Here is a 19,023-nt window from a genome sequence, read left to right as displayed (position 1 = left end):
TGTCATCCCTTTTCAGCGGGTCCGCTGCCGGCATTCGTCCGCTCGGCGCTCTTCCGGTTCGCGCGGGCCAGGAAGGCTTCGACCTTTTCGCGGTGCTCTTCGGTAGTGAAGGACTCGGATTCCGCGGCCAGCGCCGTTTCGAGGATGCCGAACGACGCGCGGGCGATGTGCATGTTCATGATCTTCTTCGTTTCCTGCAGGGCAGGGCGCGGTTGTTTCGCCAGGCGATGCGCGAGCTCGATCGCCTTGGGCAGTAGTTCCGCGTCCGGATAGACGTGGTTGACCAGACCTATCCGGTGAGCTTCCGCGGCCGGGATCGGATCGCCCGTCAGAATGTATTCCTTTGCCTTGGCCAGACTCATCATGAGCGGCCAGATCGCGGCACCACCGTCACCGGCGACGAGACCGATCGAGACATGGGGATCGGCGAACATCGCCGACTCACCGGCGAGGATGATGTCGCCCAGAGATGCGAGGCTGCAGCCGAGGCCGACCGCGGGACCGTTGACCGCGACCACGACGGGCAGGGGAAAATTGGTCATCGCGTCGATGATCTGCTTGGCGTGGCGGAGGCGAATACGCCGCCGGTACTCACCGTCGGCGGTCACCCGCGCGAAGTCCGCGATATCACCGCCCGCGGAGAAGGCGGGCCCGTTTCCGGTCAGGACGACCGCCCCGACGTCGAGATCGTCGGCGAGATTGTCCCAGACGACCTTGAGCGCTTCCTTGATATCGGCGCTGACCGCGTTACGGATTTCCGGGCGGTTGAACTTGAGGATCCGTACCGGTCCGTCGGCTTCAACCTGGATCGAATCGTTGGGTACGTACATGCAGTGCGTACTTCCTTCCGTGTGGTTTCGAGGTCCCGCCCACTGACGACGACGCATTAACAGGATACTCTATGTATGGTAAATCTCAGTGGCAAGCCACAACGTCGAGAGTTTCTGGCATATTTCGCCTCTGCTGAGGATGCTCATTAGCGCTCGTCGGGTCCGGAAGGGTGTCGAAATGTCGGAACGTCCCGTAACCGAGCTGGCGGCGTTGCCGCACCTGCGCGCCCGGGTGCGCAGGTTTCTCGCGGAGGAACAGGCCAGAGCACCGTACCGGCCGGCGATCGACGCCTGGCTCACCTCGGCCTCCGCCGAGTTCAGCCGGGCGCTGGGCAGTCAGGGCTGGATCGGGATGACCTGGCCGAAGGAATACGGTGGCGGTGAGTGCAGCGCATTCGAGCGGCTCGCGGTCGTCGAGGAGTTGCTGACCGCCGGCGCGCCGGTGGCCGCCCACTGGTTCGCCGAGCGCCAGATCGGCCCGGGAATTCTCAAGAACGGCACCGAGCGGCAGAAGCGCGCGTTCATTCCGGAGATCGTGGCCGGTCGGCTGTTCTTCGCGGTGGGAATGTCGGAGCCCGGCTCGGGATCGGACCTCGCGTCGGTGCGCACTCGCGCCGAAAGAGTGCCCGGGGGCTGGCGGATCAACGGTGCCAAGGTCTGGTCCAGCGGCGCGCATCGCGCGCATTACATGCTCACGCTGTGCCGCAGCGCGGTCAGCGAGGACCGGCACGCCGGACTCTCGCAGTTCCTGGTGCCGCTCGACGCGCCCGGTGTGCAGGTGCGGCCGATCCGCTCCCTCGACGGCGAAGCGGAATTCTGCGAGGTCGTCTTCGATGATGTGCTGGTCGACGACGACGCTCTGCTGGGCGCGGAGGGGGACGGATGGAAACAGGTCACCGGGGAGCTCGCGCTCGAACGCAACGGCGCGGAGCGGTATGTGAGTCTCTACCTCGAGACGATGATGGCCGCCCGGCTGGCCCGGCCGACCCGTCGTGATCATGCCTATCTGGGCGAGACCGCAGCCGCGATGTGGTCGGTGCGGGCACTGAGCCTGCGGACGCTTGCGGAGGAGAACCGCCCGCAGGCTCGCCGCGAGCTCGATGCCGCGCTGGTCAAGGATGTGGGTACCGTTTTCGAGCAGCGTCAGGTGGAACGCGCGCGTCGGCTGCTGGCGGGACGTGTGCCCGGCGAGGAGGACCGGGCCCTGCTCAGGTCGGCGGTGGAGCACGCGCCCTCGATCACCCTGCGCGGCGGTACCACCGAGGTGCTCCGGACGATTATCTGGTCCGGTCTGGACACCGGCGGCGGCCGGGCGTGACGATGCGGTGAGAGCCGGCGCCGGGCGATGTGCGCCTGCGGCGCCGGCCTGCCGGGTCAGACGTGGAATGCCGCTTCCAGTGCCCGATGCCGCGCCTCGATCGTGCCGCGAGCTTCCGGGTGCGTGACGATGTACAGGTCTCCACGCACTATTGCCGGCAGCAGTATTGCGGCGACCTGTTCCGGGGCCAGAACGGGCTCGCCGGTCTTCGGTACCGGATCGTTCGAGCGGCCGGCGGCCCGGCCCAGGCCGGTGGCCACGCGCCCGGGAAGGAGCACACCGACGCCGACCCGGGAACGGCGTGCGGCCAGCTCCTCGGCCAGGGTTTCGGTCAGCGCCACCACCGCGAACTTCGACATCGAATAGGCGGACAACCCGGGGGCGGTGCGCAGGCCGCCCAGTGAGGCCGTATTGACGACGAACCCGTCCGTGGACGTCCGTTCGATCATCGGCACGAACGCGCGAAGGCCATGGATCACACCCCACAGGTTCACATCCAGGACCCGGCGCGCGGTGTCGATGTCCATCTCGAGGAAAGCTTCTGCCACGGCGATTCCGGCATTGTTGATCAACAGGTCCACGCGGCCGAACATGGCGACGACATCGGCCGCCGCCCGTGCCATCGCTTCGGGGTCGGTGACATCCACCGGCAGGTATCCGGTACCGATCGATTGCGCGGCCGTCGCGGTGCTCGCCGGGTCGAGATCGATGATCACCACCTCGGCGCCTTCGGCGACGAGGGCCGCGGCGACGGCCCGGCCGATACCGGATGCGCCACCGGTCACCACGGCGACGCGGTCTCGGAACGTGGGCAGTCCAACCATCGGGGTACCTCCTGTCGAGCGGGATCCGCGGGGAACGGGTCAGCGGCCGATGAATGCGGCGCTACGCCGCTCCCTGGCCGCGGACATCCCCTCCGCGTAGTCCGCGGTCTTTTTCAACTGCGTCTGCTGGGCGAGCTCGTCCCGCAGGATCGCCGGCAGATCGGCCAGCAGGCCGCGCCGGGAATGCTGTTTGATCGCACGGACGGCGAGCGGCGCACCCTGAGCGAATTCCGCGGCCCGGGCGAGAGAGTCGGCGACGAGGCTCCCGGGTTCGGAAACGGCATCGCACAAGCCGAGCGACTGTGCTTCCGCGGCGGTCACCCGGCGGCCCGAGATGAGCAGTTCCGTGGCGCGATGGGCGCCGATCAGATCGGGCAGGGTGCGGGTCAGGCCGAAGCCCGGTGTGTAGCCGAGTCGGCTGAAATTGATCTGCAGCCGGGCGTCCGCCGCCATCTGCCGCCAGTCCGCCAGGAGCGCGAGGCCGGCTCCGCCACCGACGGCCGCCCCGTTCAGCGCGGCGACGAGGGGTTTGCCGAATGCGGCGATGCGCGGAACCTCGGCATAGAGGTCGGCGGTCGACCAGGCGGCTTGTCCCTCGGTGAATTTGGCCGTGGCGCCGGCGCAGAAGTGTTTACCGGTCGAGATCAGGACGGCCGCGCGCACGGCGGGGTCCTTGTCGAGCCGGTCGAGCGTATCCGCCAGTTCGCGCACCAGGGCGAGGTCGAGCGGGTTACCGTCGTCCCCGGTCATATGTATGCGCGCGATACCCGCGGCGGACGTATCTGTCACAGTGCGACCTGACATGGCCGGGGCTCCTTCGGACGGTGGAGAGTTGCGCGAAGCGCTCGACTTCGTCTTGAATTCAGTATACCCTTTAGCTCGGTTGCGCCCCTGGATGGGATAGTCCGCGCAAAGGATTCGATAATACGGTGCACTGTATCCGCCGGGGAGGTGCGCCGATTGCTCCATGATGAGAGGTGATCCGTTGGAACTCGTCGCCCTCCGCGATCTGCCCGCGGCCGTATCCCGATGGCAGACCGATCACGGATCCACCGCGCGGGAACACTGCGCCCGGGCGCTGGCGCCGCAGCGTGCCCTGCCGTCCCTGCGGGCGCAGAAAGACTTTCATGCGTGGCTGTACGAGCAGGGCTGGCTCGCACAGGGGTGGCCGGCCGAACTCGGCGGCCTCGGTGGTGACGTCCTCACCCGGACAGCCGTCTACGACGAACTCGGGCAACGCGGGATATTCGTGCCGACCACAGTCAATTCCGTCGAGGTCATCGCACCGATGCTGCTGAAGTACGCGCCGGACCTGGCGCGGGAGCATCTGCCGGCGCTGATCTCCGGCCGGGAGGCATGGTGCCAGGGCTTCTCCGAACCCGAGGCGGGGAGCGATCTGGCGGCACTGCGGCTGCGCGCGGCCCCGGCCGACGGCGACGGCTGGATATTGTCCGGCCAGAAGGTGTGGTCCACCCGGGCGGTCGGCGCCGATCGCTGTGTCGTGCTGGCCCGGACCGGTGCCCCGGAATCCCGGCACCGCGGGCTGAGCCTCTTTCTGGTCGATATGACCGCGGCCGGACTCGACTGCCGGCCCATCGGCGATATGACCGGAACCGAGCATTTCGGTGAACTGTTCTTCGACGCGGTGCGGGTCCCCGCGGACCGGCTGATCGGCACGGTCGATCACGGCTGGGAAGCCGCCATGTATCTCTTCCAATGGGAGCGCGGTGTCTTCGCCTGGCTGCGCCAGGCGGTCCTGCACGCCACGCTGCGCGGTCTCGATGCCGGGGGCGAGCGGTGGGGACTGGAACGTTTCGGCTCGGCATACCAGGACGTGACCGCGCTACGGCTGCGCTCGCTCGCCACGATCCGGGCGCTGGCCGCCGGCCGCAGCAGCGGTCCCCAGGTGTCGGTGGACAAGCTCCTGCTGTCGCGGGCGGAACGGTCGGTGCAGGACTTGAGCGATCTCCTGCGGCCCGTCGCGATCGACGACGGGGCCCCGGACCGGGACGAACGCGTGCACGATTTCCTGCACAGCCGGTCGGCATCCATCTACGGAGGATCCGCGGAGGTGCAGCGCACGATTGTCGCCACTCAGATTCTCGGACTTCCCAGGGGACGATGATGCAGCTTTCCCAGCCACGCGCGGACGACGGATACAGCGAGATCCGGGCCACCGTCGACCATATGTTCGCCGAACGGCCCGCCGGGATCGGCATCGGCGATCTCGAACGCATCGGATGGTTCGACCTCCACGAAGAGGTCCCCGAGATCGCGGTGCGCGCGCTCTTCGAGGGGCAGGGAGCGGCGCTGGCCTCGGCGGCCACCCTCGACGCGTACGCTCTCGCCGACCTGCGCGCGCGTGACCTCGCGCCGGTGAGTGGCGAACCCTTCGCCGTACTGAGCGCTACGTCGCGGCCGGGCCGCTACCGCGGCCTCGTCGCCGCGGACCTCGCTCCGGCGGCGTATGTGTTCGAGACCCCGGAGGGTGCGGTGCGGATCGTTTCGGCCGCCGACCTCGCGCCAGAACCGGTCGATACCGTCGACGCCGGTCTGCGTCTCGTCGACATCGGTATCGGCGCGGCCGCGGGTCGTGTTCTCGATCTCCCCGAAGGCTTCCTGACCCGCCGGGTGCGGATCGGGCTCTCCTGGCACCTGCTCGGATTGTGCGCGCGTCTGCTCGAGGTGGGGGTGGATCATGTCACGGCGCGCCACCAGTTCGGCCAACCGATCGGCGCGTTCCAGGCGGTGCAGCACCTGCTGGCCGATGCCGCGGTCGCGGTGGCGAGCGGTCAGGTGATCGGCGATGCCGCCCAGGCGGAAGGCGACGGCGCGCTCGGGGAGGTCACCTCGCTCGCGGCCGCAGTCGCGGCCTCCCGCGCGCTCGCCACCACCGGCCGATCGGTGCAGCAGGTGCTCGGTGCGATCGGCTACACCTGGGAGCACGAGTTCCATCGGTTCCTGCGCCGGGGAATGGTCCTCGACCGCCTGCTGGATGTGAACGAGGCGATGCTCGGCGCCGCGGCGAGGCGGTGCGGTGTGCCGGCGGTGTCGTCCGTCGGCGCCGGGGCCGCTGTCCCGGCGCAAGCCCACTGACCCGACAACGGAGATCGAAGACCGATGACTACCCAGCCTGCCGTCCTCGTCGATATCGACGGCTACGTCCAGACCATGACGATCAACCGCCCGGACCGTCGGAACGCGGTGAACCAGGACGTTCGCGACGGCCTGCGGGCCGCACTCGACAACCTCGAACGCGACCCCGGGCTGCGGGCGGGGATCATCACCGCGGCGGGCGACGCGGCCTTCTGCGCGGGCGCCGACCTGCACGATATGAACTCGGGTAAAGCGAATTCGCTCGGGGGTGCCGACGGTGGATTCGCCGGATTCGTCCGCTATCCGCGCAGTAAACCGGTGATCGCGGCCGTCAACGGCCCGGCGCTCGGCGGCGGATTCGAGATCGTCCTGGCCTGCGATCTGGTGGTCGCCGCCGAGACCGCGTGGTTCTCCCTGCCCGAGCCGACGCGCGGCATCATCGCGGGCGGCGGTGGCGCACTGCGCCTGCCGCAACGCCTGCCCACCACCGTCGCCAACGAACTTCTTCTCACCGGGGCGCGTCTCAGCGCGGTGAAGGCGTACGACTGGGGACTGGTGAACCGGGTCGTCGCGGTGGACCGGGTGCTGTCCACCGCGCGCGAACTCGCCGAATCCATCTGTGCCGCAGCGCCACTGGCGGTATCGGGCACGCTCGCCATCGCCGGCGCTGCCCGTAAGGCGGCGGAGGCCGGGGCGTGGGAGGTCAACGATGCCGCGGTCCGTGCGGTCCGCCTGACCGCGGACGCGAAAGAAGGACCCCGGGCCTTCGCCGAGAAGCGCGCACCGCAATGGAGTGGGCGGTGACCGTGGTTCCGAGCATCGTAGAGAGGTCCTATTCGTGATACCCCGACCGAGACTGTCGTATCCGCGCCGAAATCTGGCCGACCTGCTCGGCGATTCGGCACGATATCGGCCGGAACACACCGCACTGCTGTGCGACGGCCACAACCTTTCCTACCGTGAGCTCGACTGTCTGGCGAACTCCGCGAGCAAGGTATTGACCGACCAGGGGATAGCCCCCGGTGACCGGGTCGTGCTCGCGATGCGCAACCGGATCGAGTGGGCCATAGCCGTATTCGCGATCCTGCGGGCCGGGGCAGTGGCCGCCTTGGTCAACCCCCGCTGGAACGACGCCGAAATGACCCATGCGGTCGAACTGCTCGCACCGCGCCTGATCCTGTGCGACGAGACGGCTCGGGCGGCGGCCGCCGCGACCGGCGTCGATATCCTCGCCACCGAGGACGGTCTCGGTGGCGCCTTCTGGGAAGGAATCGCCCGGCAGGACGGCGAGCCCCCCGCACCGGTCGAACGGGACTGGGACGCCGACGAGGCGGTGCTGTACTTCAGCTCCGGGACGACCGGTCTGCCGAAGGTCGTCCGGCACAGCCACCGGTCGCAGACCGCGGCCTACATCAACTGGAAATCCGCACTCCGCGTGGAAAGCTCGGATCGCCAGCAGTTCGCACTGCCCCTGTTCACCGTGCTCGGGATCGGCACTCTGTTCAGCGCGGTCTCCGCCGGCGCGACATTACATCTCTGCGCGCAGTTCGATCCCGGGGCGATGCTCGACGAGATCGAACGAGAGCGCATCACCCTGAGCACGATCGTGGCCCCGATCGCGAAACGGGTGTCCGAACGGCCCGATCTCGCGGCCCGCGATCTGAGTTCGCTGCGATCCATCGTATGGGCGGCGACGGCGATCAACCCCACGGTGGCCGCACGGATCACCGAGGCGACCGGTGCGCGATGGATCATGGGGTACGGCATGACCGAACTGCCCGGGCTGCACGCCAACCCCGGCGAGTACCCCGACCGGTGCCGAATGGACTCGCCGGGCCTCCTGCGCTCGGACTCCGAACTACGCATCGTCGACCCGGACACACTCGAGGATGTGGCCCCGGGCGCGGAAGGCGAACTGATCGCCCGCAGCCCGGCGCGGATGCTCGGTTACCTGCCCGAATCCGCGAACGAAGGCGTCCTGCTCCCGGGCGGCTGGTTGCGTACCGGTGACCTCGGCCGCGTCGACGAGGACGGCTGGCTGTTCCTGACCGACAGACTCAAAGACGTCATCAAGGTCTCCGGTCTCCAGGTGGCCCCCGCCGAGATCGAAGCCCAGTTGCTCGGCCACGAAACGATCGCCGATTGCGCCGTGATCGGCGCCCCGCATCCCGACAAGGGAGAGGTACCGATCGCGTTCCTCGTCGCCGCGGGGCCCGACCGCGACGAGGCGGCGCTGGCCGGCTGGTTGGCGGAGCGGCTGAGTAGATACAAGCTACCGGCCGAGTTCCGCTGGGTCGACGAGATCCCGCGGACGGCCTCGGGCAAGACGCTGCGCCGGGAACTGCGCGAGCTGCGCCCGGCGTCGGAGTCCGCCCTCGCCGGCCACGAAGGGAGCACCCACGGTGGCTGATCACTCGAGGGTATCCGCCGAACAGATCGGCGACCTCCGCCGCGAGGTTCGCGAGTTCGTCGCCGAACAACTGGCCGCCGGTTCGTTTACGCCGATGGTGGACAGCTGGCTGCGGGGATACTCTGCGGAGTTCACCCTGGAACTGGGCAAACGTGGCTGGCTCGGGATGGTGTGGCCCGCGGAGTACGGCGGTCACGAGCGCACCGGCCTGGAACGCTTCACCGTGATGGAGGAGCTGCTGGCGGCGGGCGCCCCGGTCTCGGCGCACTGGGCGGGCGATCGCCAGATCGGGCCGGCCCTGCTGCGCAACGGAAGCCCGGAACAGTGCGAGCGTTTCCTGCCCGGTATGGCCGCCGGCGAGATCTTCTTCTGCCTCGGACTCTCCGAGCCCGACAGCGGCTCCGACCTGGCATCGGTCCAGACCGCGGCCATTCGCCAGGACGACGGTTCCTGGCTGTTGCGCGGGACGAAGCTCTGGACGAGCGGCGCACATCACAAGCACTACATGCTGACGCTGTGCCGCAGTACCCCGGGATCGAAGCGGCACGAGGGGCTCACCCAGTTCATCGTGGATCTGCACGCTCCCGGAGTCACGATCCGCCCGGTGTATCTGCTCTCCGGCGAACACCATTTCAACGAGGTCGTCCTCGAGGATGTCCGCGTCGAGGCGGATATGGTCCTCGGTGAGGTGGACCAGGCCTGGCGACAGGTCACCGCCGAACTGGCCGACGAACGCAGCGGACCCGAACGCTATATGAGCACAACGGGTTTGATCACCGCCTACGCCGCGGCACCGGATGTGCCCGACGACTACCGCCACGACACGCTCGGCCGGCTGGTCAGCGAATTGTGGTCGGCCCGCGCGTTGTCGACGCAGGTGGCCGCCGCGGTGCAACGGGGTGAGACGCCGTCGCTGCTCGCGGCCACGGCCAAGGACGTCGGCACCCAGTTCGAGCAGCGATCGATCGATATCGTCCGCTCGGGGCTGCCCACCCCGCCGGCCCGGGGGACACGTCTCGCCCGGCTCCTCGACGAGGCGATCACACATGCACCGGGATTCACCCTGCGCGGCGGCACGACCCAGATGCTGCGCTCCGTTATCGGCAAGAAGCTTGGGATGTGAAATGAACGATCGGACCGAACTCACGGACCTCGTCGCCGACATCATGAAGGCCCATGCGGGCCCGGATATCGTCGAAACAAGCGAGCGGAGCTGGTCTGCGGATCTGTGGGCCCAGCTCGACGAAACCGGCCTGACCGCCGTCGGGATCGACGAGAGTGCGGGCGGATCCGGTGGCACGTTCGCCGATGCCGCCGCCGTCATCCGGGCCGCGGCTCGTGCCGCGGCCCCGGTTCCGCTGGTGGGCACACTCCTGCTCGCCCCGCACCTGCGCACCGTATTCGGTGCCCCGCATCGTCGCGGCCCGAGCGCCGTCGCGGTGGGTTCCGTCCGGGCTGTCGCCGGCGACGACGGCGTCCGGCTGGAAGGAACGATCACCGAGGTCGCCTACGGGCGGATCGCGGACACCGTCCTCGTACTCGGCCGCGACGAAGCCGCCGGCCGCGTCCTGCTCGCCGAAATTCCCGGCGCGGAGGTGAACTGGGAGCAGCACGAGAATCTCGCCGGTGAACCGCGCGACAGCGCCGAACTCTCGCTCGCGGTGACCGCGCTCGGCGCCCTACCGCTGGCGGAGCTGGACGGCATCATCGAGCGGCTGCGTGATATCGAGGCGCTCGGCCTGAGCCTGTCCATCGCGGGCGCCCTGCACACCGTTCAGGAACTCACCGTGGGATACGCGAACGAGCGGGCGCAGTTCGGGAAACCGATCAGCAAGTTCCAGGCCGTCAAACAGCTCGCCGCGGTACTGGCCGGTGAGGTCGCGGTGACCGATGCGGCGGTGTCCGCGGCGGTGGACCTGGTGGAGGCCGGGGCGCCCGCCGGATTCCCCATCGCGGCGGCCCGGTTGCGCGCGGCGCTCGCGGCCACCGAGGTGTCGAAGATCGCCCACCAGATCCACGGCGCGATCGGCTACACCCGCGAATACCGATTGCATCAGTACACCCGCCGGTTGTGGTCGTGGCGCGATGAGGGCCGCAGCGAGGCGCAGTGGTCCGAGATCGCCGGTCAGCGCGTTCTCGCGAACGGCCCCGACCGTGTCTGGGAGACGCTGGTCGGCTGACTCCGCCGGCCGCACGACATCGCACCGACAAGCTTCCCGAAAGGAATTGCAGCAATGACCAACACAACCGGCGAGCGGCTACTCGTGCTCGGCGCGGGCACGATGGGCACCCAGATCGCCCTGCAGTCCGCGCTGTGCGGTATCGAGGTAGCCCTGGTGGATATCTCCACCGATGCCGTCGACCGCGCCCGGACCGAAATCGACGGGCTGCTCACCACCCGGGTCGCCAAGGGACGGATCACCGAACAGGAGGAGCGCGACGCCCGCGCCCGGCTCACCCTCTCGGCCGGCCTCGACGCCGTCGCACCGGTGTGCACCTGGGCGATCGAGGCCGTCGTCGAGAAGCTCGACGTCAAACAGGCGGTTTTCCGGCGGCTGGCCGAGCTGCTGCCCAGTGATGCCGGTATCGCGACGAACTCCAGCCATATCCGGGCCGCGACGATCGCCGGGGATGCGGAGTACGCGGATCGCTGCCTCAATATGCATTATTTCCACCCGGTCCTGGTCATGGATCTCGTCGAGGTCGTCGCCTCGCCGCGGACCCGCCCGGATATCCTCGAGCGGGCGCGGGGCTGGGCGGACCGGATGAAACGGACGCCGGTCGTCCTGACCAAAGATGTCGACGGTTTCCTGGTCAACCGGGTGCTCGGTGCGGCCTCCCGCGAAGCGTTCTCTCTGCTCGGCACCGGTGTCGCCACGGTCGAAGAGATCGATATCGCGGTGCGGCGGGGCCTGCGCTGGCCGCTGGGCCCGTTCGAACTCGCCGATCTGTCGGGCCTCGACGTGCTGCTCGAGTCGCGTACCGCGCGCTACGAGAAGCACGGGGAGATCGGCGATCGGCTCACCGTCGAGGTCATCCGGCCACTGGTCGAGGCCGGCCGCCTCGGGCGCAAAGCGGGCGCCGGGTTCTACGACTATTCGGTGAACCCCCCGAAGCCCTTGCCGATCGATATCCCGGCCGGAGACGACGCATGACCGCGCCCACCGGACTGTTCTGGCAGGATATGGAGGTCGGCTCCAGCCAGATCACCATGTCCCGCACAGTCACCGAGACCGACCTCGTGACGTTCACCAATTGGTTCGGTTTTACCGAGCGGCTGTTCCTCGAAGCCGGTTACGCGGAGACCGAAGGGTACAAGGCGCGCCTGGTACCCGGTGCGCTCACCTACTGCATCGCGGAGGGTCTCACGCTGCAGACCCGCGATCTCTACGGTACGGGGCTCGCCTTCATGCACGCGGACGTCTCCGTCAAATCCCCGGTGTACGTGGGCGATACGCTGCGGGTCCGGGTGACGGTCGAGAAGACCCGCGCGGCGAGCAAGGGTGCGCGCGGTGTGGTGGAAACCGTGAACGAGGTCCTCAACCAGCACGACGAGGTCGTGCTCGTCTTCCGGCCGACCCGGCTGGTCCGCGGCCGGGAGTGAGCCGGCCGTGAACGTAGTGGTGGTAGGGGCCACAGGCGATGTCGGGTACGGCGTCGTCGCCCGATGCCTGGCCCGCGGATGGCCGGTGACCGCGGTGGGACGCAGACCGGAGGCGCTGGCGGCGCTCGCGGACGAAAAGTGGGCGGGTTCGGCGCCGTTGCGCGTGCACACCGGCAGCATCGCCGACGACGCCGCGGCCGCCGCCTTACGCGACGAGATCGATATCGGCCGCTTCGACGCGGTGGTGCTGGCTGTGAGCACCCAGTGGCCCGGACGTCCGCTGGCCGAGACCGACTATGCCGATCTCTCGACGTTCTTCGGGGCGTATCTGCGGGCCCATCTGGCCGCGGCGAAGGCCTTCCTGCCCGCGATGTCCGCGGATTCCCGCTTCATCGGGATAGGCGGCGGAATGGCCGATTTCGTGGTTCCCGGTCTGGTGCCCGTCTCGATGATGCAGGCCGCGCAACGGATGTTGTATCGCGGCCTGCACCAGGAGAACAAGGGCAGCGGAATCGAGATCCGCGAAGTGATGGTGGTATCGAAGGTGAACGGCCGCAGCAATCGGGCCGGGGCGGATCCACGCTGGCTGACCGACAGCGAGATCGGTGAGCACGTCTGTGCGGTCATCGCGGCGCCGGCCGAATTCGCCGGCCCGGTACTGCGGCTCGAATCGCCACGCACCCGCCGGACCGAAAGGTGAATCATGACTTCCGGCAACCCACAGCGCAGCTCGGACGCCGCGCGGGCGCGGGCACAGTTCTACACACCACGTATCGCATTCGACCGGCCGGTGCCGGAAATCGCGGCCACCGCCTTCACCGACGAGCGTGACCGGGCCTTCGCGCCGGCCGCACCGACCGGATTCGTCGTGCTCGACCGATCCGGCTTGCTGGGTACCGAGTGGCCGGCGACGACGCCGACACTGCTCGCGCGGTATCTCGTGTTGCACGAAGGACAAGACTTCGAAAGCCACCTCTTCTCCTCGGGCGAGGTGTACTACGTGCTGCGGGGAACAGGACGGACGCACAGCGCGGGAGAAACTGTGCGCTGGGGACCTGGAGACGTCTTCTGTCTCGGCGGCGGCGCGCGTTGCGAGCACGAGGCGGATTCGCCGGCCGTGCTGTTGTTGATCACCGACGAACCCGCGCTGTCGTATCTGCGGGTGCGCCCGGTGGAGCCCGGCCCCGAAACGATCCATCCGACGGTATTCGATGCCGACCGGATCGAACGGTGCCTGCGGGAGGTGCACGCCCGCGGCGGCGCGCAGCGGTCGGCCGGTAAATCGGTGATCTTCCTGACCGAGCTCATGGCCGGTCGGCGGGTCACTACGCCGACCATCCTCGCGTCGGTCAACACCCTCGAACCGGGGGGTGATCAGCGGGCCCACCGGCACAGTTCGGTGGCGCTGACACTCAGTATCGCCGGTGACGGTGTGTATTCCATGGTGGACGGCCGACGCATCGACTGGCAACCGGACGTGGTGATGGTGACGCCGCCCGGTGCCGTTCACTCACATCACAATCGCGGGACCGGGCTGATGCGGAGTTTCGTGGTGCAGGACACCGCACTGCATACCGAGTTGCGCACCACTGGTTTCCGTTGGACCGAATGATCTTCGTTTCGGCGGTATTCGGGTAGGTGCCGACCAAGGGGGGCGGGAGCGCGCGACCGATTTCCGCGGTCGCGCGCTCCCGTTCCGGGTATCCGATAGTTGCAGGGCATCGGGCCGGCGCAGGAATCGCCGCACTGGTGGCGGGGTTCGTGCCAGTGAGCTCGGGCCCGATCTCGAGGCCGCGGAATGCCGAATGCGCGGCGCCTCCTCCGATATTTCGTGGCGGGGCGCCGCGCGCAGGTGTCAGCTGCTGCGAGGGAAGTTGAACAAGGTGCGTGCGGTGTGCTCGACGATGAGGGCGGTTTCGTGGTCGGGGACATCGGCGAGGACTTCGGCGGCACGTTTGCGGCTGCGCGGCCAATGGGAATCCGAGTGGGGGTAATCGATTTCGAGCATGATGCGATCGACACCGATGGTATGGCGATTGGCCAGTCCGTGGGTGTCGTCGATGAAGCAGCCCCAGAAATGCCGGGCGAACAGGTCCGAAGGTTTGGCGTCGAAGTCGATGTCCTGGTACCAGCGGTGCCGCTCCCAGGAGAAGTCGGCGCGTTCGAGGATATAGGGGATCCAGCCGATACCGCCCTCGGCGAGGGAGAATTTGAGGCGGGGGTGCCGCTGCAGGGTTCCGGAGAAGATCAGGTCGACGGCGGACCACATCAGATTGCAGGCGAACAGGGTGATCGCGGTGACGTAGGGGCCGCCGGGGTCACTGCCCGCGGGGGCGGCGCTGTGTGAGAAGCCGGGGACGAAGCTCGAGGAACCGAAATGCAGGGAGACGGGCATATCGGTCTGTTCGCACACGTCCCACAGCGGATCCCAATAGTTGGTGTGGAAGCTGGGCATGCCGAGGGGGACCGGGCTGTCCGGGAAGGAGATCGTCCGGGCGCCCTTGGCGGCGGTGCGGGCGGCTTCGGCGGTGGCGAGTTCGACATCCCAGGTGGGCAGGATGGCGAGCGGGATGAAGCGGTCGGGTGCGCTGCCGCACCATTCGTCGAGCATGAAGTCGTTCCAGGCCCGCACGCATTCGAGCGCGAGTTCTTTATCCTTCGCGCGGTGGAACTTTCCGCCCCCGAACCCGGGGAACGAGGGGAAGCACATGGCGGCCTGCACTCCGTCGATGTTCATATCCGCGACGCGCGCGAGGGGGTCGTAGCAGCCGGGGATCATATCCTCGTAGCGGACCGGTTCCATCCCGAAATCCTTGGGCTCCTTGCCCGCGACCGCGTTCAGCCCGACATTGGGATACTCGACGCCGTCGTAGACCCAGATATGGTCGCCGGTCCCGTTTTCGACGATGCGGGGACCGTTGTCGCGGTATTTGGCCGGTAGCCGGTCCTGGAACACGCGGGGATGTTCGATGACGTGGTCGTCGACCGAAATAATCTGGTGATGGTCCTGCAGCGGCATGGTGTCCTCTCCCGCCTCGGTCATATTTAAGGATACTGTTATATCGTCTATGGCGATTATTACCACAGGGCAGGTAGGCGGTCAACGAAGCTGGTCGGCGTACGAGGAGGTGGTGATATCCCCCAGGGGGCTTCGGTGAAGCCTTGAGGAAAAGGATCCTGTGCGGTATCGTCCCAACTGGGCTTCTAATTAGGATACTGATTGCTGGATCCTATATGGCGCGCGCCGGCCCGGCCGGCCACCGTATGCCCATCGCGAGCAACCTCGAACCGGAGGAGTGACCATGATGAACGGCGGCGGTGTCGAGGTCGGCGCGGGCCCGGTGCGGGAAAGTGGGAGCGCGCGGCGGCGGTCCGCGTGGGAACCTCCGCCGGTACCGCAGCTTTCGCTTCGGGGCGAATTCGCACTGCTGCTGCGGGCGCTGCACCGGGCCGGCTACGACGATCTGCTGGCCGGTCATGTCACCGTGTCGGTGGGTGACGGGACGATCCTGGTCAACCCCTTCGAGCTGGCGTGGAACGAGGTCCGTGCCTCGGATGTCGTCGTCATGGACGGGGACGGTGCGAAGATCACCGGCCGCTACAACGTCAGTCCCGCGGTGGAGTTGCACACCTGCCTGCGCCGCCGGCGCCCGGAGGTCGTGGTGGTGATTCACAACCATCCCCGCTGGTCGAACAATTGGGCGGGGATGAAGAAGATTCCGCCGATCTACGACCAGACGTCCGCGCAGATCGGTGCGGAGCTCGCTCTCGTCGACGAATACGACGGACAGTTCGCCGATCTCGGCAACGCGGATATCGCGGTGGAGAAGTTCGGCGATGCCCAGTGGGGGCTGCTCGCGAACCATGGTGTGCTGGTGACCGCGTCGAGTATCGCGGAGGCGTTCGTGCGCGGTTACACGCTGGAATGGCGATCTCGCCGGGCGTATGAGATCGAATGCCTGGGGGGAGGCGTGCCGATCGCCGACGAGGTGGTCGCGGCCTTCGCCCGCGCATTCGAACGCGGCGGTATTGCCAAGTGGTGGCAAACCGCTTTGCGTAGAGAGCTGTACGCCGATCGGGAAGTGCTGGACTGAGGCAGCGGCCTCGTCTCGCGATCATCGAACCAATTCGGATTTTTGTGGCTGTGGAAGGCGGTGGCCGGTGGTGGAAGACGCGACGCCGGGAGTCCGGCGTGCGGACGAGGACGATAACGATCTGCTGACCTACAGCGAGGTCGCGGTCCGGGTCGACGAGGAGATCGCCGCCGTCCGGCAGGAAATCGCGGCGCTGCGCGGCGCGGCGGATGCGGCCGACCGGATTGCCGGGCTCGAATCCCGCATAGCGGATCTCCGCGACGCCGCTACGCGTAATTCGCGTCGGCGGATCAATGAGGAGAATTTCGAGAAGTTCTTCGGTTACGTCGGTACCCCGCGTCACCGCTGACCGGCCCCGGTTCTGTGTACTGTTCCCGCTGTTGCCCGGTTACAGGGTCCTGTAACCGGGTTGCATGGTTTCCGGTTCCTGGATGACTCGAGCGTGACCGCCGCGGTTCCGGCTCGGTCGGAAGCAGAGGAAACACATTCTATCCACTGGTTTAGCCGTCTGTAGGGGTTTTCGGCCACATTCGCGGTCGCTATGGTGTGAATCACAACGATCGTGTAAAAAGGATGCTGAATATACTACCTGGGTGTGAACTTCGGATCGGACCCAACCGCCCTCCGTCGAGGGTTCGGAATTTCCGTCGAGAGGATGACGATGAGGTCGTTGCGTGTAGCGATGGGGGCGGTGAGTGTGGCGTCCGCGCTTCTGCTGTCCGGGTGTGGAGGCGGCGCCTCCACACCGGGGGTGGCCGCTGGTGGTCCACCGCAGCAGGGCGGCGAGGTCGTCTTCACCACGTCGATGGAGCCCCGCACCCTCGATCCCGGCGTGCTGGGCAACGTGCTGGCGACGCAATCGGTGGTGGGAAATGCGCTGTACGGGCAGCTCTTCACCTCCGACGAGGCGGCGCTGGCGATCGAACCGAAGATGGCCGAAAGCCTGGAATCCCTTGACGGTGTGTCCTGGACGCTGACGTTGCGTGCCGGCCTGCAGTTCTCCGACGGCACGCCGCTCGAGGCCGATGACGTGAAGTTCGCCTGGGACCGGATGAAGGATCCGGCGCTCGGCGCGATCGATACCGGGTTCGCGGCCACCGTGGCGCGTACCGAGGTGGTGTCGCCGACCGAGCTCGCCTTCGAACTGGTGAGTCCGAATATGCAGTTCGGCCAGAGCATCGCGGCCAGCGCACTCAACTGGGTCGGCAAGCCGGAGGCCATTCGGTCGGGGCCCGCGGAGTTCGACCGGAACCCGATCGGCGCCGGCCCGTTCGTCCTCGAGAAATGGACGCGCAACGGGGATATGGTCCTGGTCCGCAACGAGAAATACTATGACGCGCCGAAGCCGTACCTGGACAAACTGACAGTGCGTGCGCTGATCGATACGGCGCAACGGATGAGCACCCTGCTCTCCGGCGGTTCGCAACTCACCGTCAACGACTCCTCCGCGGAGAGCGCGCGTGCGATCGATACCGGACTGGTGGTACACGGGAGCAAGACCAGCGGCGGAAATGTGCTGGTCCTGAACAATGCCGCGGCTCCGTTCGACGATATCCGCGCCCGGCGAGCCGTCGCCGCCGGTATCGACTACGCGGCACTGGGGATGGTGCTCAACGGCGAGTACGGTGAGCCGGTGAACACGCTGTTCACCGCCGACTCCCCGTTCTACGACGAGAGCAAGAAGCTGCCCGCCTACGACCCGGCCGAGGCGCAACGCCTGCTGAACGAACTGGCCGCGGACGGGAAACCGCTGAAATTCACGATCATGTCGTACTCGAGCACGGTGAGTAAACGCGGTGCGGAGGCAATGCAGTCGCAGCTCAGCGCGCTCGACAATATCGAGGTCGGGGTCGACGTACAGGATACGGCGGCGGTGACCGCACGGTCGGTCAAAGGCGACTTCCAGGCCTCGATCTCGGGTCTGATGTTCAGTGATCCGGAGCCTTCGCTGTATCGCCGGTACCATTCGTCCAGCGCGACCGGCAATATCGTCGAGGTTGTCGATCCCGAACTCGATGCCGCCCTGGAAGCAGGCCGTGCCGCTACCGAGGTACCGGCCCGCAAGGCGGCCTACGGGAAAGTGCAGGACCGGCTGATCAGTCTGGTCCCGCAGATCTTCTACACCCGCAATACGGCCAATGTCCTCGCGGCACCGGCTATCGGTGGTGTCCATATCTACGGTCAGGGCGGGATCGCGCTGGACGATCTGTGGCTCCAGCGCGACGACGCCGCATGAGTCCGGCATTCTGCCGCACCATATTTCGTTACGAGGAGTGAAAATGACCGCACCATCTCCGACCGTGCCGATGGACCTCGGTGTTCCCGGTCCGGTGGATATCGAGAGCATTCCCTGGGTGATCAGTAAGAAGGCCTGGGGCACCACGGAGCTGAAGGTCCTCCGTGCGAGTCTGCGGGAGAACTGCTACACGGTCCGGGTGCGCTGGTCGGCCGGGCTGGCGGTCCCCAAACATCGCCACTTCGGTGTGGTGCATGCCTTCACCCATTCGGGGAAGTGGCACTACAAAGAGTACGACTGGTTCGCGACACCCGGTTCCTACGTGGCGGAGACTCCGGAGACCGAGCACAGCCTGGTGGTCGACGAAGACGTCGAGGCGACATTCATCGTTCACGGCGGCCAGGTCGACGTCACCGAGGACGGCGGGACGCTCGGCTATATGGACGCCCAGCGAGCACTCGCCGGATATGTTGCCCTGCTCGGTGCCCAGGGGTTGACGCTGCCGACCGGGATCGTCGACGGCTGACCTCCCCGCCACCTGCGATCAACGAGGTGGGGGCCGCATCCGCGAATCGCGGGCGGCCCCCACCTTTTTCCGTACAGCCCTGCCG

General features: G+C 67.4%; 19 protein-coding genes. 15 read left to right on the top strand and 4 right to left on the bottom strand.

The window, feature by feature from the left end:
• Positions 1-2: 2 nt before the first annotated feature.
• A complete protein-coding gene (locus IEY68_RS14205) occupies positions 3-830 on the bottom strand; it encodes an enoyl-CoA hydratase/isomerase family protein (protein WP_062997722.1) in 828 nt (275 codons plus the stop codon).
• 178 nt (positions 831-1,008) lie between these two features.
• Between IEY68_RS14205 and IEY68_RS14200 the strand changes: the two genes are divergently transcribed.
• Positions 1,009-2,148, top strand: a complete 1,140-nt coding sequence (locus IEY68_RS14200; protein WP_062997723.1) for an acyl-CoA dehydrogenase family protein — start codon at positions 1,009-1,011, stop codon at positions 2,146-2,148.
• Positions 2,149-2,204: 56 nt separating this feature from the next.
• On the opposite strand, the gene IEY68_RS14195 is transcribed toward IEY68_RS14200, so the two are convergent.
• Together IEY68_RS14195 and IEY68_RS14190 are read right to left on the bottom strand one after the other, a co-directional pair.
• Positions 2,205-2,972 (bottom strand): SDR family NAD(P)-dependent oxidoreductase, encoded by a 768-nt coding sequence (locus IEY68_RS14195; RefSeq protein ID WP_062997725.1) that lies wholly within the window; start codon positions 2,970-2,972, stop codon positions 2,205-2,207.
• 39 nt (positions 2,973-3,011) lie between these two features.
• A complete protein-coding gene (locus IEY68_RS14190; RefSeq protein WP_062997726.1) occupies positions 3,012-3,761 on the bottom strand; it encodes an enoyl-CoA hydratase/isomerase family protein in 750 nt (249 codons plus the stop codon).
• Positions 3,762-3,957: 196 nt separating this feature from the next.
• Between IEY68_RS14190 and IEY68_RS14185 the strand changes: the two genes are divergently transcribed.
• The 10 genes from IEY68_RS14185 to IEY68_RS14140 are packed head-to-tail and all read left to right on the top strand — an operon-like array spanning position 3,958 to position 13,694.
• Complete coding sequence (locus IEY68_RS14185; protein WP_062997727.1) at positions 3,958-5,097, top strand: acyl-CoA dehydrogenase family protein; 1,140 nt, start codon at positions 3,958-3,960, stop codon at positions 5,095-5,097.
• Entirely contained in the window at positions 5,097-6,068 is a 972-nt protein-coding gene (locus tag IEY68_RS14180; protein WP_189094267.1) for an acyl-CoA dehydrogenase family protein, read from the top strand. Before IEY68_RS14185 ends, IEY68_RS14180 begins: the two co-directional genes overlap by 1 nt.
• Positions 6,069-6,092: 24 nt before the next feature.
• Positions 6,093-6,872 (top strand): enoyl-CoA hydratase-related protein, encoded by a 780-nt coding sequence (locus IEY68_RS14175; protein WP_062997729.1) that lies wholly within the window; start codon positions 6,093-6,095, stop codon positions 6,870-6,872.
• Positions 6,873-6,906: 34 nt separating this feature from the next.
• The gene (locus IEY68_RS14170; protein WP_062997730.1) at positions 6,907-8,478 is read left to right on the top strand and encodes a class I adenylate-forming enzyme family protein; all 1,572 of its coding nucleotides are present in this window, start codon (positions 6,907-6,909) and stop codon (positions 8,476-8,478) included.
• On the top strand, positions 8,471-9,601 hold the full coding sequence (locus IEY68_RS14165) for an acyl-CoA dehydrogenase family protein (RefSeq protein ID WP_062997732.1): 1,131 nt from the start codon (positions 8,471-8,473) through the stop codon (positions 9,599-9,601). The genes IEY68_RS14170 and IEY68_RS14165 overlap by 8 nt, the downstream gene beginning before the upstream one ends.
• A gap of 1 nt (position 9,602) precedes the next feature.
• The gene (locus IEY68_RS14160; protein WP_062997735.1) at positions 9,603-10,658 is read left to right on the top strand and encodes an acyl-CoA dehydrogenase family protein; all 1,056 of its coding nucleotides are present in this window, start codon (positions 9,603-9,605) and stop codon (positions 10,656-10,658) included.
• Positions 10,659-10,712: 54 nt separating this feature from the next.
• Positions 10,713-11,633, top strand: a complete 921-nt coding sequence (locus tag IEY68_RS14155) for a 3-hydroxyacyl-CoA dehydrogenase family protein (RefSeq protein WP_062997737.1) — start codon at positions 10,713-10,715, stop codon at positions 11,631-11,633.
• Positions 11,630-12,082, top strand: coding sequence for a MaoC family dehydratase (locus IEY68_RS14150; protein ID WP_062997739.1), 453 nt, complete (start codon positions 11,630-11,632; stop codon positions 12,080-12,082). Before IEY68_RS14155 ends, IEY68_RS14150 begins: the two co-directional genes overlap by 4 nt.
• Positions 12,083-12,089: 7 nt before the next feature.
• Positions 12,090-12,782 carry an SDR family NAD(P)-dependent oxidoreductase gene (locus IEY68_RS14145; RefSeq protein ID WP_062997741.1) on the top strand — a complete coding sequence of 231 codons (693 nt, stop codon included), beginning with the start codon at positions 12,090-12,092 and terminating at the stop codon, positions 12,780-12,782.
• A 3-nt stretch (positions 12,783-12,785) separates the two neighbouring features.
• Complete coding sequence (locus IEY68_RS14140) at positions 12,786-13,694, top strand: cupin domain-containing protein (protein ID WP_062997743.1); 909 nt, start codon at positions 12,786-12,788, stop codon at positions 13,692-13,694.
• A 243-nt stretch (positions 13,695-13,937) separates the two neighbouring features.
• On the opposite strand, the gene IEY68_RS14135 is transcribed toward IEY68_RS14140, so the two are convergent.
• On the bottom strand, positions 13,938-15,101 hold the full coding sequence (locus IEY68_RS14135; protein WP_062998070.1) for an amidohydrolase family protein: 1,164 nt from the start codon (positions 15,099-15,101) through the stop codon (positions 13,938-13,940).
• A 283-nt stretch (positions 15,102-15,384) separates the two neighbouring features.
• Between IEY68_RS14135 and IEY68_RS14130 the strand changes: the two genes are divergently transcribed.
• The 4 genes from IEY68_RS14130 (at position 15,385) to IEY68_RS14115 (ending at position 18,938) form a co-directional block, all read left to right on the top strand.
• Positions 15,385-16,176, top strand: coding sequence for a class II aldolase/adducin family protein (locus tag IEY68_RS14130; protein ID WP_189094266.1), 792 nt, complete (start codon positions 15,385-15,387; stop codon positions 16,174-16,176).
• A gap of 67 nt (positions 16,177-16,243) precedes the next feature.
• Complete coding sequence (locus IEY68_RS14125; RefSeq protein WP_062997747.1) at positions 16,244-16,525, top strand: hypothetical protein; 282 nt, start codon at positions 16,244-16,246, stop codon at positions 16,523-16,525.
• A 312-nt stretch (positions 16,526-16,837) separates the two neighbouring features.
• A complete protein-coding gene (locus tag IEY68_RS14120) occupies positions 16,838-18,412 on the top strand; it encodes an ABC transporter substrate-binding protein (RefSeq protein WP_189094265.1) in 1,575 nt (524 codons plus the stop codon).
• A 43-nt stretch (positions 18,413-18,455) separates the two neighbouring features.
• Positions 18,456-18,938, top strand: coding sequence for a 2,4'-dihydroxyacetophenone dioxygenase family protein (locus IEY68_RS14115; protein WP_189094264.1), 483 nt, complete (start codon positions 18,456-18,458; stop codon positions 18,936-18,938).
• The last annotated feature ends 85 nt before the right edge of the window (positions 18,939-19,023 follow it).

Source organism: Nocardia jinanensis, assembly GCF_014645735.1.
Taxonomy (GTDB): Bacteria; Actinomycetota; Actinomycetes; order Mycobacteriales; family Mycobacteriaceae; genus Nocardia; species Nocardia jinanensis.
The sequence above is the reverse complement of the archived record's forward strand: the minus strand, read 5'-3'. Positions and strand labels throughout refer to the sequence as shown.